Origin of the sequence: Pseudoalteromonas shioyasakiensis (assembly GCF_019134595.1) — a bacterium.
Lineage (GTDB): Bacteria > Pseudomonadota > Gammaproteobacteria > Enterobacterales > Alteromonadaceae > Pseudoalteromonas > Pseudoalteromonas shioyasakiensis_A.
Genome location: NZ_CP077770.1, coordinates 539502 through 554495 on the forward strand (window position 1 = coordinate 539502; position 14994 = coordinate 554495).

At 43.5% G+C, this 14994-nt stretch carries 13 protein-coding genes; all 13 read left to right on the forward strand.

The window, feature by feature from the left end:
- Positions 1–16: 16 nt before the first annotated feature.
- From rsmH to ftsA, 13 genes are read left to right on the forward strand one after another with little or no spacing between them, the layout of a single operon-like run.
- Complete coding sequence (gene rsmH / locus KQP93_RS02615) at positions 17–952, forward strand: 16S rRNA (cytosine(1402)-N(4))-methyltransferase RsmH (RefSeq protein WP_217875711.1); 936 nt, start codon at positions 17–19, stop codon at positions 950–952.
- Positions 952–1278: a cell division protein FtsL gene (gene ftsL / locus KQP93_RS02620; protein WP_217875712.1), complete on the forward strand. Its 327-nt coding sequence runs from the start codon at positions 952–954 to the stop codon at positions 1276–1278. Before rsmH ends, ftsL begins: the two co-directional genes overlap by 1 nt.
- Positions 1275–3092, forward strand: coding sequence for a penicillin-binding transpeptidase domain-containing protein (locus KQP93_RS02625; RefSeq protein WP_217875713.1), 1818 nt, complete (start codon positions 1275–1277; stop codon positions 3090–3092). Before ftsL ends, KQP93_RS02625 begins: the two co-directional genes overlap by 4 nt.
- Positions 3085–4563: a UDP-N-acetylmuramoyl-L-alanyl-D-glutamate--2,6-diaminopimelate ligase gene (gene murE / locus KQP93_RS02630; protein WP_217875714.1), complete on the forward strand. Its 1479-nt coding sequence runs from the start codon at positions 3085–3087 to the stop codon at positions 4561–4563. The genes KQP93_RS02625 and murE overlap by 8 nt, the downstream gene beginning before the upstream one ends.
- Positions 4560–5948 (forward strand): UDP-N-acetylmuramoyl-tripeptide--D-alanyl-D-alanine ligase, encoded by a 1389-nt coding sequence (locus KQP93_RS02635; RefSeq protein ID WP_217875715.1) that lies wholly within the window; start codon positions 4560–4562, stop codon positions 5946–5948. The genes murE and KQP93_RS02635 overlap by 4 nt, the downstream gene beginning before the upstream one ends.
- Complete coding sequence (gene mraY, locus KQP93_RS02640) at positions 5942–7024, forward strand: phospho-N-acetylmuramoyl-pentapeptide-transferase (protein ID WP_217875716.1); 1083 nt, start codon at positions 5942–5944, stop codon at positions 7022–7024. The genes KQP93_RS02635 and mraY overlap by 7 nt, the downstream gene beginning before the upstream one ends.
- Complete coding sequence (gene murD, locus KQP93_RS02645) at positions 7025–8350, forward strand: UDP-N-acetylmuramoyl-L-alanine--D-glutamate ligase (protein ID WP_217875717.1); 1326 nt, start codon at positions 7025–7027, stop codon at positions 8348–8350.
- On the forward strand, positions 8347–9522 hold the full coding sequence (gene ftsW / locus KQP93_RS02650) for a cell division protein FtsW (RefSeq protein ID WP_054561050.1): 1176 nt from the start codon (positions 8347–8349) through the stop codon (positions 9520–9522). The genes murD and ftsW overlap by 4 nt, the downstream gene beginning before the upstream one ends.
- Positions 9519–10592 (forward strand): undecaprenyldiphospho-muramoylpentapeptide beta-N-acetylglucosaminyltransferase, encoded by a 1074-nt coding sequence (murG, locus tag KQP93_RS02655; protein WP_217875718.1) that lies wholly within the window; start codon positions 9519–9521, stop codon positions 10590–10592. Before ftsW ends, murG begins: the two co-directional genes overlap by 4 nt.
- A gap of 17 nt (positions 10593–10609) precedes the next feature.
- Positions 10610–12046 (forward strand): UDP-N-acetylmuramate--L-alanine ligase, encoded by a 1437-nt coding sequence (murC, locus tag KQP93_RS02660; RefSeq protein WP_290442290.1) that lies wholly within the window; start codon positions 10610–10612, stop codon positions 12044–12046.
- Entirely contained in the window at positions 12043–12963 is a 921-nt protein-coding gene (locus KQP93_RS02665) for a D-alanine--D-alanine ligase (protein ID WP_054561047.1), read from the forward strand. The genes murC and KQP93_RS02665 overlap by 4 nt, the downstream gene beginning before the upstream one ends.
- Before the next feature lies 1 nt (position 12964).
- A complete protein-coding gene (locus tag KQP93_RS02670) occupies positions 12965–13744 on the forward strand; it encodes a cell division protein FtsQ/DivIB (RefSeq protein ID WP_217875719.1) in 780 nt (259 codons plus the stop codon).
- Entirely contained in the window at positions 13741–14973 is a 1233-nt protein-coding gene (gene ftsA / locus KQP93_RS02675; RefSeq protein ID WP_054552726.1) for a cell division protein FtsA, read from the forward strand. Before KQP93_RS02670 ends, ftsA begins: the two co-directional genes overlap by 4 nt.
- Positions 14974–14994 lie beyond the last annotated feature (21 nt).

Here is a 14994-nt window from a genome sequence, read left to right on the forward strand (position 1 = left end):
AGGCAAAAACTAGCTAATGACAGCGCAATTTGAACATGTCTCTGTACTGATGGACGAAACCATAGATGCTTTGGATATTAAACCCGAAGGCATTTACATGGATGGCACATTTGGTCGCGGTGGGCACTCTGGGCAAATTCTTGCGCGTTTAAGTGAGCAAGGTCGCTTACAAGCAATTGACCAAGATCCACAAGCTATTAAAGCCGCCGAAAAGTTTGCTGATGATGGGCGTTTTTCGATTGCCCACACTCGTTTTTCAAACCTTAAAACAGTTGCCGAAGATAACGATTTAATCGGTAAAGTAGACGGTATTTTGTTAGATATCGGTGTTTCTTCGCCACAGCTTGATGATGCTGAACGCGGTTTTAGCTTTATGAAAGATGGCCCGCTTGATATGCGCATGGACCCAACCAGTGGTCGCAGTGCTGCACAATGGCTCGCTGAAGCTGAACTTGAAGATATTACCCATGTGATTAAAACCTACGGCGAAGAAAAGTTTGGTCGTCGTATAGCTCATAAAATAATTGAAACACGTGAGCACACTGAAATCACAAGCACAAAGCAGCTTGCTGACTTAGTCGATGAAGCGGTGCCAGTGAAAGATAAGTATAAGCACCCAGCTACACGTACATTCCAAGCGATCCGTATTTATATCAATAGTGAACTTGAAGAAATTCAAACTGCACTGCAAGCCGCTGTTGAGGTTTTAAAACCTGGTGGACGTTTAGTCGTTATTTCGTTCCACTCGTTAGAAGATCGCATTGTTAAGCAGTTTATAAAAAAACAGAGTAAGGGAGAGGCGATACCCAGAGGTCTGCCTTTGACTGACGCACAAATAAATAAAAACCTGACGTTAAAGGCAGTGGGTAAAGCCATTAAGCCAAGTAAGGCGGAAATTGAAGCGAACCCGCGTTCACGTAGTTCAGTGTTAAGGGTTGCACAGAGGTTGTAATGAAAGCTAAAGCGGTGAATCGCAAACCTAATTTATTTGTAGAGATTTTTAAAGGCCTAGGAGTAAACAAGCTGACCTTGGCCTTGTTGGTTGTGATTCTGGCTTCAAGCTTGAGTGTGGTTCAGGTGACGCATCTGGCGCGCCAACAATTGATAGAACAAGATAAATTACTGCAAGAGCGCGATGAGCTCGATCTAGAGTGGCGTTACTTGCTTGTTGAAGAAGAGTTTTATTCCCAGCATGCGCGTATTGAAGAAGTCGCAACCATGCAATTAGAAATGAAACGGCCTACTAGCAAAGATGAACAAGTGGTGGTACTGCAATGAGAAGCAGAGGGAAAAAGCCAACAAATACCTTGATCACATGGCGTTTTTCGCTGGTGTGTTCAGTGGTGTTTTTAGTATTTATGTCATTGGTTGCACGAGCCGCTTTTTTACAAGTCATTGAGCCAGATAAAGCGCGTTCAGAAAGTGATAAACGTACAGTGCGAGTTGAAAAACAACATGTACAGCGTGGCATGATCTTCGATCGCAATGGTAAAGAATTAGCTGTCAGTGTGCCTGTGGTGAGTGTGTACGCCGACCCTAAAGCGCTAAACAAGTCCCTGATCAGTAAAGTACTGCGTCAAGCCCGAAAAAACGGCGAAGATCAACAAGCGCTTGCTGAAAACACCGCTGAATTAAACAAACGTATTGCTGCTTATTACAATAATGATATCCGCTGGCGTGAACTTGCGGATGTACTGCGTATTGACCCTAGTAAAATTAACTCTCGCCTTCGTGATAACCCAAAGCGTCGCTTTGTTTATTTAAAACGTCAAGTTACTCCTGCTGTAGCTAACTACATTGGTGACCTTCGTTTACCAGGCATCCATTTACTCGATGAATCAAAACGTTATTACCCAGCAGGTGAAGTGACGGCTCATGTTATTGGCTTCACTAACATTGATGGTCATGGTATTGAAGGCATTGAAAAGCTATATGAGAAATCGTTAACCGGTGTTGAAGGGCAACGTACCATCCGTAAAGATGCGCAAGGCCGTGAAGTAGAAGTACTTGATGAACGAGAACGTGTAGAGCCAGAGAGCATTCATTTAAGTATCGATCAGCGTATTCAAGCAATTGCATACAAAGCGGTGAAATCAGCGGTGCTATCGTACAAAGCGACCTCAGGTTCAGCCATGGTTGTGGATGTTAAAACCGGTGAAGTGTTAGCCATGGTTAATAGCCCATCGTTTAACCCGAACAACCTCAATGATGCCGCACCGCATAAGCGTCGTAATCGTGCTATCACCGATTTGTTTGAGCCAGGTTCAACTGTTAAGCCGCTAGCCATTTTAGCTGGTTTAGACTACGGCGCAATTCAACCGGATTCAATTGTTGATACTTACCCTGGCTGGATGCGTGTTGGTGGCAGCCTTGTACAAGATACCCGTAACCATGGTGAGATGACGTTAAGAGAGATCTTAAAGTATTCCAGTAATATGGGTGTAACAAAGGTGAGTCAAGAACTACCAAAAGACTACTTTGTTAGCCTTTATGAAAAAGTCGGATTTGGCAGCGACAGTGGTACGGGCATGGTTGGTGAAAGCAGTGGTTTGTTTTATCCAAATCGCCGCTGGTCTGATCATGAAATTGCTGCTTTATCATTTGGTTACAACTTAGCAGTAAGCACCGCACAAATGGCGCGTTTTTATGCCATGTTAGGTTCAGGCGGTGTTATGCGTCCATTAACTGTACTTAAACAAGAGTCGGTACCAGAAGGCGAGCGTATTTTTCAACAAAAAGATGTTGAAGCTGTTGTTCACATGATGGAAAGCGTGTTTGAGAAAGGCGGAACTGCACAAAAAGTTCATGTTGATGGTTATCGTGCTGCAGGTAAAACAGGTACCTCTAAAAAAGCCGCTGTTGGTGGTTATGGTGACGAATACGTTGGTTATTTTGCTGGTATCGCACCTGCAAGCAACCCGCGTTTAGCGGTAGTAGTATTGATTAATGAGCCGGGTGGAGATGTTTATTACGGCGGTGCGACGGCAGGTCCTGCATTTGCAGAGATTGTCTCCAATGCCTTAAGAATTCTAAACGTTGCACCGGACAAAGATGCGGTTGCGTACGTAGAAGGCAAAGATAACGATGCGTGATTTAAAACCGATTCTTAATCATATTGATGTTGAGGCCAATAGTTTAGTGGTTAATCAACTACGTCTTGATAGTCGAGATGTGAAAGCTGGCGATGTGTTCGTTGCCATCAAAGGCCATCAGCTTGATGGTGGACAGTTTATTAAAAAAGCCATTGAAAATGGCGCGGTGGCAGTTATTGCTGACCGTTTATGTGAATTCGAAAGTGAGTTTGAACCACTTTACTTAGTTACCGATTTAGCGAAAAAGCTACCGGCACTTGCGGCTGCTTTTTACCAGCAACCTTCAAAGCAGTTGGATTTAGTGGGTGTGACTGGCACCAATGGTAAGTCAACGACCACTGCGATGATCGCGCATTTAGCACAGCACTGCCACAAACGTGCAGCAGTGATTGGTACGCTCGGTTATGGGCATCCTGATAACCTGACAGAGCTTGCAAATACCACGCCATCGAGCGTTGATTTACAACGTATTTTATCTGAACTTGTAACAGAACAGCATGATGTTGTGGCTATGGAAGTCTCATCTCATGGCTTAGTTCAGCAACGTGTTGATCAGTGTAAATTTAAAGCGGCAGTATTTACTAACCTTTCGCGTGACCACTTAGATTATCATGGCACGATGGATGCCTATGGTGATGCGAAGTTGATGTTAATGCGTGACCATATGCCTGAGCTTGTGGTGCTTAATCAAGATGATGCGCAAGTTGAAGCATGGTTAGAAAAATACGACTTCAATAACCTAATTTGTTACGGCCATAAAAACCTAACGCCTAAAAATGCGCGTTTTGTTTATTTCAGCGATGTAACATATGATAATGCCGGTATATCAGCGAAGTTCGATACCAGTTGGGGGCAGGCTGAAGTTAATTGCACACTGTTTGGCGAGTTCAACTTATATAATTTAGCCGCTGCAATGGCCACTTTATTAGGTATGGGTTACCCACTTGAATTACTCGTTGAAGGGTGTAAATCATTGCAGCCTGTTGCTGGGCGCATGCAGGCATTTAGTGCGCCAGGTCAACCGACTTGTATTGTTGATTATGCCCATACTCCTGACGCATTAGCACTGGCATTACAAGCATTGCAAAAACATGTTCCAGGTGGCGTGAGCTGTGTGTTTGGCTGTGGTGGTGACCGTGATAAAGGCAAACGCCCGATGATGGCAAAAGCTGCTGAAGGCAATGCTGACCATATTATTGTCACCAGCGATAACCCAAGAAGTGAAGATCCTGACGTAATTATTGCTGATGTGATTGCGGGGCTTGAGCAGCCTGAACGCGCACATTGTGAAGCAGACCGCGCGCAGGCTATTAGTTATGCCATTGCGCAAGCAGGTGCTGATGATGTCATTCTAATTGCGGGCAAAGGCCACGAAGACTATCAAATTATTGGCGACCAACGAATCGACTTCTGCGATCGTCAATATGTACAACAACAATTAAAAGAAAAATCGCAAGGGGCGCAGTTATGATCCCTATGGATTTTGATTGGCTAGCTAAAGTTCTAGCAACAGATTACCAAGGTGGTAATCAAACGGTAAAAAATATTAACACTGACACGCGTACTTTGTGCGATGGTGAAGTGTTTTTAGCGCTGCAAGGGCCTAATTTTGATGGTCACAAATTTGTTGCGCAAGCTAAAGAAAAAGGCGCGATTGCTGCTATTGTGGCACACCCTGTTAATGTCGATATTGTGCAGTTTGTGGTAGCTGACACGCGTATTGCGCTTGGCCACATTGGTGCTGCTGTGATGGCACAGGTTGCACCAAAAACAATTGCTATTACAGGAAGCGTGGGTAAAACGACCGTTAAAGAAATGTGTGCGGCGATTTTATCTGGTCATGGTGAAGTGCTGGCTACAAAAGGCAACTTTAACAATGACATTGGTGTACCACTCACCTTATTACGCCTTGAGCCGCAGCACCAGTATGCGGTGATCGAATTAGGTGCCAATCACATTGGTGAAATAGCATACACAGTAGCAATGACGAAACCTGATGTTGCTGTGGTATGTAATGTTGCAGCTTCTCACTTAGAAGGCTTTGGCTCACTACAAGGTGTAGCAACGGCCAAAGGTGAAATCTATGACGGCTTAAAGCCTGATGGTGTTGCCATAGTAAATTGCGATAGCGATTATGCTGATTTTTGGCTTGAAAAGTTAACTGATCGCAACGTAAAACGTTTTTCTACTAGCAAACAATTAGATTATTGGGCAGAAGATGTGGTGCTTGATGAGCAAGCCCGTGCTTCTTTTGTGCTTTGTAATAAAGATAAAAAAGTACCTGTCACTCTGGCATTACCGGGCAAACATAATATTGCTAATGCGTTAATAGCCACCGCGTTAACCACTGAGCTCGGTGTAAGCCTAGAAAGTGTTGCATCAGCGTTGGCAACCATGGGTGAAGTTAAAGGCCGTGTGAACGTCCTTAAAGTGTCAGACACATTGACGGTTATTGATGATACCTACAACGCAAATGTGCAGTCGGTGAAAGCCGCAATTGATTTATTAAGTGATATGCCGGGCCGTCGTATTTTTGCGTTAGGTGATATGGGTGAGCTTGGTGAAGAAGCGCGTTTTTATCATCAACAAGTCGGTGAGTACGCACAACAAAAAGGCATTGATGAGCTTTACAGCCTAGGTGTTTTAAGCAAGTCAGCCAGTGATGTATTTGAAAAGCCAAACCGCCACTTCTCAAGCCGTGAACAATTACTACAACAATTACAAAGTGAGCTTGCTCAATCGATGCAGAAAACCACTGTTGTAGTAAAAGGTTCGCGCAGTTCTCGTATGGAGCTTGTGGTCACAGATTTAGTAAATAGCCAACAAAATGGCAACAATGGAGTATCGTCATGTTAGTTTGGCTGGCAGAGTATTTAACACAGTATTACAGTGGCTTTAATGTTTTTTCTTACCTAACGCTGCGCGCAATTTTAGGTATTTTAACAGCGCTGCTTATTTCACTTTATTTTGGCCCTAAGCTAATTCGTGCATTACAAAAAATGCAGATTGGTCAGGTGGTTCGTCACGATGGTCCTGAGTCTCACCTATCTAAAAAAGGCACCCCAACTATGGGCGGCATATTGATTTTAGGGGCGATTTTTACCAGTACATTATTGTGGGCAGACCTTTCAAATAAATATGTTTGGGCAACCTTATTTGTCGTGGGCTCGTTAGGTGTGGTTGGCTTTGTGGATGACTACCGTAAAGTGATCCGCAAAGACCCTAAAGGCTTAATTGCTAAGTGGAAATACTTTTGGCAATCAGTGATTGCGTTAGTGGTTGCCTGTGCGCTTTATTTTACCTCGCAGCAAGGCAGCGAAACTTCGTTAGTTGTGCCGTTTTTCAAAGACGTGTTACCACAGCTAGGGTTGTTTTATATAGTGATGACTTATTTTGTAATTGTCGGTACGTCGAACGCGGTAAACCTAACAGATGGCCTTGATGGTTTAGCGATTGTGCCAACCATTTTAGTGGCGGCAGCACTTGCCATTATTGCTTATTTAACAGGTAACGTTAATTTCTCAAGCTACCTACATATTCCACATTTACCGCTCGCCAGTGAGCTTGTGGTTGTGTGTACAGCAATTGTGGGAGCTGGACTTGGTTTCTTATGGTTTAACACCTACCCAGCACAGGTATTTATGGGTGATGTAGGCTCATTAGCACTTGGTGGTGCTTTGGGTATTATTGCGGTGCTGGTTCGTCAGGAACTGGTACTTATCATCATGGGTGGTGTGTTTGTAATGGAAGCATTGTCGGTGATTTTACAAGTAGGCTCTTACAAATTACGTGGTCAACGTATTTTTAGAATGGCGCCTATTCACCACCATTATGAATTAAAGGGTTGGCCTGAGCCGCGCGTAATTGTGCGCTTTTGGATAATTTCAATCGTGCTAGTACTTGCTGGCCTTGCGACATTAAAGATCAGGTAAATGACAGTTATTAACGAGATTAAAAATAAACAAATTTCAGTGCTCGGACTCGGTGTAACCGGTCTGGGCATTGTGCGTTTTTTATTATCTCAGAATATTAAGCCAATTGTTGTTGATAGCCGCACAGCGCCGCCGGGTGCTGATTGGCTAAATGAGCATGCTAGTGAGTTAACGACTCACTTTGGTGATTTAGAACAGGCAGACTTAGCCAGCAATGACATTATTATCATCAGCCCTGGTTTAAGCCTCGCGACACCTGCTGTAGCAAAAGCGATTGATGCTGGTGTTGAAGTGGTTGGTGACGTTGAGCTTTTTGCCCGTTTAACCGATAAACCAATTGTTGCGGTGACAGGTTCAAATGGTAAGTCGACGGTAGTTACATTGGCGTTTGAAGTACTTAAAGCGGCCGGTTATAAAGTTGGCCTCGGTGGCAACATTGGTACTGCGGTACTTGATTTACTATCGCAAGACTATGATGTGTATGTACTTGAACTGTCGAGCTTTCAGCTTGATACAACATATAGCTTAAAAGCGAAAAGCGCCTGTGTATTGAATGTTAGCGAAGATCACCTCGATCGTTATCCAAGCTACCAAGCATACATTGACTCTAAGCAAAGTATTTATAACGGCTCTGAGCTTGCGGTAGTTAATGCCATTGATGTGGCAACGCATACTGCAAAGCAGCCCCAAGTGAGCTTTGCGCTCGCTAATGCAGATTTTGCCTTGGTTGAACATCAAGGTGAGCAATACTTTGCAGCACACGGTAAGCCAGTATTACCAGCAAGCTGCTTAAATGTTGTTGGCTCACACAATCAACAAAACGCCTTAGCGGTAATGGCATTACTGAGCTCGTTTGATATTGCTAAAGAGCATTACCAGCAAGCGTTTAGTGCTTTTACTGGGCTTGCACACCGTTGTCAGTTTGTTGCTGAAATTAATGAAGTAAAATACTTTAACGATTCAAAAGCGACCAACGTAGGTGCAACCATCGCTGCGATTGAAAGCTTAGCTGATCAAGCAAAGCAATTAGTTGTGATTGCCGGTGGTGATGCAAAAGGGGCTGATTTAGATGCCTTAAAGCCATACTTAAACAACAAAGTAAAAGCGCTTGTTTGTTTTGGTAAAGATGCTAAAGCGTTAGTGGCTCTAACTGAAAAAGGCCACCTAACCACTAACATGCATGAAGCGGTGAAACTAGCAAAACAGTTAAGCAGCAGTGGCGATATCGTTTTATTAGCACCTGCATGTGCCAGCATTGATATGTATAACAATTATATGCAACGTGGTGATGACTTTGCGCAGTGCGTATTGGCGGAGGCAGTATGATTGCATTTGCTGACATCCGTGAAGCATTAACACCAAAACAATCGCCGCAACTTTATGATGTGCCGTTATTGTATTGCATGTTGATGTTGATTGGCGTTGGCTTTGTGATGGTAACCAGTGCCTCTATGCCAACAGCAGAGCGATTATTTGATAATCCGTATCACATTATCATTCGCCATGGCATGTTCTTAATTATGGGCTTTTTCTTGTTTTGGATTGCCACTAACGTGCCTATGGATTGGTGGAAGCGCAGTAACGCCTATTTATTGTTGCTGGGTTTAGGTTTGCTGGTTTTGGTGCTGATTGTTGGCCGTGAAGTGAACGGTGCAAAGCGTTGGATACCTATTGGCCCAGTGGGCTTTCAGGTCGCTGAAGCCGCCAAGCTGTATTTCTTTAGCTACATTGCTGGTTACTTAGTGCGTAAACGTGAAGAAGTACAAGAGAACTTAAAAGGTTTCTTTAAGCCATTAGCTGTATTTGGTGTGTATGCGTTTTTGATTTTGATGCAGCCAGACTTAGGAACTGTAGTTGTATTGTTTGTGACGACAGTTGGTTTGTTATTTTTAGCAGGTGCTAAGTTATGGCAGTTTTTTGGCCTTATCTTAACAGGTATTGCTGCAGTGGTAGTGCTAATTATCGCTGAACCATATCGTATGGCTCGTGTAACAGGCTTTTTAGAACCGTGGGAAGATCCATTCGGTAAAGGTTATCAGTTAGTACAATCGCTAATGGCGTACAGTCAAGGTGGTTGGTTTGGTCAAGGCTTAGGTAATAGTGTACAAAAACTACAATACCTGCCCGAAGCACATAATGACTTTATCTTTGCTGTGATTGGTGAAGAGCTCGGCTTTTTTGGCGTATTTAGTATTTTGATTGTGCTTGCTGTATTTGTATTCAGAGCCCTGTTAATTGGTCAAAAAGCGCTGCAATGTGGCAAAGAGTACGAAGGCTATTTTGCCTTTGCTATTGGTATCTGGTTTGCGTTTCAAACCATGGTAAATGTTGGTGCAAGTGCCGGTATTTTGCCAACCAAAGGCTTAACACTACCGTTTATTTCGTACGGTGGCTCTAGCTTATTAATTATGACCATAGCAACAGGTGTACTTTTGCGAATAGATTTTGAAACAAAGATGGCGACTAAGCAGGCAACCTCACGTGGAGGTAAGCGATGAGTAAAAAGTTACTTGTTGTTGCAGGTGGTACCGGTGGCCATATTTTTCCAGGTATTGCAGTTGCTGACTTTTTAAAACAGCAAGGCTGGCAAGTTAGTTGGATTGGCACGCCTGACAGAATGGAAGCAACGGTAGTACCTAAGCACAATATTGAGATTGATTTTATCAATGTGAAAGGTGTGCGCGGAAATGGAATTAAACGCCTGATTAAAGCACCTTTTATGGTGATGAATGCGATTTTTCAAGCACGTAAAATTTTAAAAGCTCAAAAGCCTGATGTTGTTCTTGCTATGGGTGGCTATGTGACCGGACCTACTGGAATTGCAGCAAAGAGCTTAGGAATTCCTTTGGTTATTCATGAACAAAATGCTGTTGCAGGCATGAGTAACCGCTGGCTAGCGAAGTTTGCCAACAAAGTGCTGGCAGCTTTTCCATCGGCTTTTGCAAAAGAACAATGCGAAGTAGTGGGTAACCCAATCAGAGCAAGTGTCGCTAATGTCACTGCTAAGCAAACAACGACACCAATTAATGTGCTGGTGGTAGGCGGTTCACTTGGTGCACAGGTACTAAATGAGACTTTACCTGCTGTATTCAGTGAACTTTCAGCGCTAACAGCGCTTAATATATGGCACCAAACGGGTAAAAATAATGAACCGAATGTGACTGCCAGCTATCAACAGTTAGGATTAACTGAAAATAGTAAAGTTGCTGAATTTATTGATGATATGGATAGTGCATATCAATGGGCCGATTTGGTAATTTGCCGTGCTGGTGCATTAACGGTGAGTGAGATTGCGGCAGCAGGAAGAATGGCCTTATTTGTGCCTTTTCCGCATGCTGTAGATGACCATCAAACTGCCAATGCAAAGTATTTAGTGACTGAGCAAGCTGCGTTGATTATGCAGCAAAGTGAGTTTAACCAAGCGGCGGTTGTTGAGTTATTAAAGCCTTACGTAAATGCACCAGAAAAAATTTCAACAATGGCAAGTAAAGCAAAACAGCTTGCTATTTTAGATGCCACAGCCAATGTTGCAAAACGCTGTGAGCAACTAGCAGATAGAAGAGATTAGTAGTGAAAGAAAGCACGATGAAAGAAAACAACACTCGTCCTGCGATGCGTCGTATCGACACTATCCACTTTGTGGGTATTGGTGGCGCAGGCATGGGTGGTATTGCCGAAGTACTTGCTTTTGAAGGCTACCGCATCACAGGTTCAGACATTGCGCACAGTGCGATGACTGAGCGCTTAATTAAAGTGGGTGCAGAAGTATTTATTGGTCATGATGAAAACAATGTAAAAGATGCCAGCGTGGTGGTGGTATCAAGTGCGATTAACGAGCAAAACCCTGAGATTAAAGCAGCAAAAGCGGCGCGTATTCCTATTGTTCGCCGCGCAGAAATGTTGGCTGAATTAATGCGTTTTCGCCACGGTATTGCAGTGGCAGGCACTCATGGTAAAACAACAACCACGAGTTTAATCGCGAGCATTTATGCACAAGCAGGCCTTGATCCAACCTTTATTATTGGTGGCTTGCTAAACAGTGCTGGGAGTAATGCCAAGGTTGGTAAAAGTGACTTTTTAATTGCAGAAGCTGATGAGAGCGATGCGTCATTCTTACATTTACAGCCTATGGTATCTGTGATCACAAATATTGAAGAAGATCACATGGATACGTACGGCGGTAGCTTAGAAAAAATGAAAGACACGTATGTTGATTTCATTCATAACTTACCGTTTTATGGTTTAGCTGTGGTGTGTATTGATTCTGAGGTTGCTGCAGAGCTAATCCCTCGCTTTGGGCGTCCTGTTATTACCTATGGTGAATCGGCAGAAGCTGATTACCGCATGGTTGATTTTAGCCAAACAGCGAATACTTGTTCATTTAATGTTGTAAATAAGCAAGGTGAAAGCCTAGCAGTTACGCTTAATATGCCGGGTAAGCACAATGCGCTTAACGCGACTGCTGCGATTGCGGTCGCTAAAGATCAAAACATCGCTAACCATGCAATTTTAGAAGCGCTAACAAAATTTGAAGGGGTGGGTCGTCGTTTTCAGCATTACGGAAGCTTTGAAAATGAGCGCGGCAATGTCATGTTAGTTGATGATTATGGCCATCACCCATCAGAAGTTGCGGCGACGATTGCGGCGGTTCGTGAAGGTTGGCCAGATAAACGTTTAGTGATGATTTATCAGCCGCACCGTTATAGTCGAACCCGTGATTTATACGAAGACTTTGTCAAAGTACTGGCTGATGTTGATCAGTTATTACTGCTAGATGTGTATTCAGCGGGTGAAGAGCCAATAGTGGGAGCCGACAGCAAGAGTTTATGTCGTAGTTTACGCCAGCGTGGTAAAGAGCCATTACATGTTGCTAGTAACTCTGAGCTTGCTGGTGTCCTTGCCAGTACACTGCAAGATAATGATTTAGTTTTAACACAAGGCGCTGGTAACATAGGCCAGTTAGTGAAAAAGTTAGCAGCAACCGAGTTGTCTATTGAACAACTAAAGCAGGTAAACGTATGAGCCAGTTAAGTGACAAATTTGGCAAAGTAGCGGTACTTTTTGGCGGCACATCTGCCGAAAGAGAAGTATCTCTTAAATCAGGCCAAGCTGTATTGAATGCTTTGCAAAGTGCTGGCGTTGATGCCATTGCTTTTGATCCGAAAGATCAGCCGTTATGGCAATTAAAAGAATTAAACATTGAACGTGTATTCATTGCCCTTCATGGTCGTGGTGGTGAAGATGGCACTATTCAAGGTGCACTTGAGTTTATGGGTATTCCATATACAGGCAGTGATGTTTTAGGTTCTGCGCTTGCGATGGATAAAGTACGTTGTAAGCATTTATTTAAAGCAATGGGGCTGAGCACAGCACCTTATGCTGTTGTTGATAGCCGCCATGAGTTTGACAGCCAAGCGATTATTAATGAATTTGGTAAAGTGATGGTGAAACCGTCACATGAAGGTTCAAGCATTGGTATGGCTGAAGCAAACAGCGCAGAGCAACTCGATGCTGCGCTTAACGCTGCGTTTAAGTTTGATAGTCAAGTGCTTGTTGAGCAGTGGATCACTGGCCGTGAATTTACTGTTGCTGTACTTGGACAAGATGTTCAGCCTGTCATTGAGATGACGACGCCAAATGGTTTTTATGACTATCAAGCTAAGTATCAATCGAATACAACTCAGTATCATTGCCCTGCAGATATATCTGTGCAAGAAACTGAATTGTTGCAAGATATGGCATTAAAAGCATTTGATTTAGTCGGTGCAAGTGGTTGGGGACGTGTTGATGCGATGCGTGATCAGCAAGGTAACTTTTACTTATTAGAAGTAAATACGGTACCAGGCATGACTGAAAAGTCTTTAGTGCCAATGGCAGCAAAAGCGAATGGTGCAAGCTTTGAACAATTAGTTGTTCGCATTTTGGAGCAAACCCTTTAATATGCATCCTTTTTTAGAAAAAGCGCAACAATTAAAACAGCAGCTAAATTGGTCGTTGATTTTTGGTGTGAGCTTTTTTCTAGTAGTGATTTTTGCATTAGTAAAGATCACTACAGGCGTCTCAGATTGGTTGGTAGAGAACAAAGACGCACAAATAAAGCACTTATCAGTACTTGGGCAACCCCAATATACTGATGAGAAAGCAATTATTGGTGCAATAAAAAAAGCCGACTTATCGAGTTTTTTTGAATTAGACGTAAAACATGTGCAACGCTTAGTACAAAGCTTGCCGTGGGTGGCAACGGCATCGGTCAGAAAGCAATGGCCAGATACCTTGCAAGTATACGTTGTTGAGCATCAAGCTGTAGCGCATTGGAACAGCGATTTACTGTTAAACCAAGCAGGCGAGGTGTTCCAAGCAAGTAGTGATAAATTACCTACAAGCTTGCCACAACTATATGGCCCAGAAGGCAGTGAAATCGAGGCGTGGACTGCTTTTAGTCAATTTCAAGAAATGCTCAGAGTGAATAACTTAGAGCTGACCAGTTTAGCGCTTTCTGAGCGCTTTTCGTGGCAGTTATGGCTTGATAACGGCATTCGCCTGAACTTAGGCCGCAAAGAAAAAGCAAAGCGTGTACAGCGTTTTATTGACGTGTATCCGCGCATGGAACAACGTGCAGATGCACAAATCGATGTTGTTGATTTACGGTATGATACCGGCCTTGCAGTGAGCTGGAAGCCAGTGCAAGAAGAACAATTAGAAAATAAGAGTAAGGCATGACCAAGTCAGCAGAAAGAAACCTAGTGATTGGATTAGATGTTGGCACATCGAAAGTTGTGGCCACCGTTGGTGAAATCACCGCAGATAACAAACTAAGCATTGTGGGTGTTGGCAGCCAAGTATCGCATGGTATGGATAAAGGCGGCGTTAACGACCTTAACCTTGTTTCTGAATCGATTCGTCGAGCTATAGATGAAGCTGAGTTGATGGCTGATTGCCGTATTAGCTCGGTTTATTTAGGTATTTCTGGAAAACATATCCAGTGCCAAAATGAAAGCGGTGTAGTGGCAATTAACAATACGGAAGTGACTGACGAAGATATTGAAAATGTCATTCACATTGCTCGTTCAGTGCCTATTTCGGCAGAACGAAAAATGCTACATGCATTGCCACAAGAATACAGCATCGATATGCAAGAAGGGATTAAAAACCCACTTGGTATGAGCGGTGTGCGTATGGAAGCTCGCGCGCACATTATTACTTGCTCAAATGATATGGCAAAGAATATCGAGAAATGTGTTGAGCGTTGTGGCCTTGAGGTGGATCAGTTGATCTTTACTGCATTGGCATCATGTTACTCAGTACTCACAGATGACGAAAAAGAACTGGGTGTAGCCGTGTTAGATATTGGTGGTGGCACCATGGATATCACCATTTATATTAATGGTGCGCTTCGTCATTCAGCGGTTATTCCAGTGGCGGGTAACCAAGTGACTGGTGATATTGCAAAAATATTTAGAACACCTATATCACATGCTGAGTCACTCAAAGTACAATATGCGTGTGCGAGTAGCCAAATGGCAAGCAACGAAGACACAATTGAAGTACCGAGTGTTGGTGGCCGACCTGCGCGTATTATGTCGCGCCATACCTTAGCTGAGGTTGTTGAGCCACGTTTTAGAGAATTATTCGAGTTGGCGATGGAAGAAATACGCCGCTCAGGTTTTGAAGACCAAATTGCTGCAGGTCTCGTCATTACTGGCGGAACAGCAAAAATGACGGGTGCAATGGAAGTGGCAGAAGACATTTTCCAAATGCCAGTCAGAATTGGCAAACCAATCGGGATTGTTGGTTTGACAGATTATGTAGATGATCCTTCGTACGCGACCGCGGTTGGTTTGTTACAATACGGCCGTACAATGCAATCGATGAATGCACAAAAGTCGAAAGCTGAAGGTGATAATAATTGGTGGAACCGTATTACTAAGTGGTTCCAAGGTGAGTTTTAAGACTCAAGTCGGAGAGTAAAC

Bases quoted from the DNA above. Each gene is read 5' to 3' on its own strand.
- rsmH (WP_217875711.1), top strand. From the start codon at position 17: ATGACAGCGCAATTTGAACATGTCTCTGTACTGATGGACGAAACCATA.
- ftsL (WP_217875712.1), top strand. From the start codon at position 952: ATGAAAGCTAAAGCGGTGAATCGCAAACCTAATTTATTTGTAGAGATT.
- KQP93_RS02625 (WP_217875713.1), top strand. From the start codon at position 1,275: ATGAGAAGCAGAGGGAAAAAGCCAACAAATACCTTGATCACATGGCGT.
- murE (WP_217875714.1), top strand. From the start codon at position 3,085: ATGCGTGATTTAAAACCGATTCTTAATCATATTGATGTTGAGGCCAAT.
- KQP93_RS02635 (WP_217875715.1), top strand. From the start codon at position 4,560: ATGATCCCTATGGATTTTGATTGGCTAGCTAAAGTTCTAGCAACAGAT.
- mraY (WP_217875716.1), top strand. From the start codon at position 5,942: ATGTTAGTTTGGCTGGCAGAGTATTTAACACAGTATTACAGTGGCTTT.
- murD (WP_217875717.1), top strand. From the start codon at position 7,025: ATGACAGTTATTAACGAGATTAAAAATAAACAAATTTCAGTGCTCGGA.
- ftsW (WP_054561050.1), top strand. From the start codon at position 8,347: ATGATTGCATTTGCTGACATCCGTGAAGCATTAACACCAAAACAATCG.
- murG (WP_217875718.1), top strand. From the start codon at position 9,519: ATGAGTAAAAAGTTACTTGTTGTTGCAGGTGGTACCGGTGGCCATATT.
- murC (WP_290442290.1), top strand. From the start codon at position 10,610: ATGAAAGAAAACAACACTCGTCCTGCGATGCGTCGTATCGACACTATC.
- KQP93_RS02665 (WP_054561047.1), top strand. From the start codon at position 12,043: ATGAGCCAGTTAAGTGACAAATTTGGCAAAGTAGCGGTACTTTTTGGC.
- KQP93_RS02670 (WP_217875719.1), top strand. From the start codon at position 12,965: ATGCATCCTTTTTTAGAAAAAGCGCAACAATTAAAACAGCAGCTAAAT.
- ftsA (WP_054552726.1), top strand. From the start codon at position 13,741: ATGACCAAGTCAGCAGAAAGAAACCTAGTGATTGGATTAGATGTTGGC.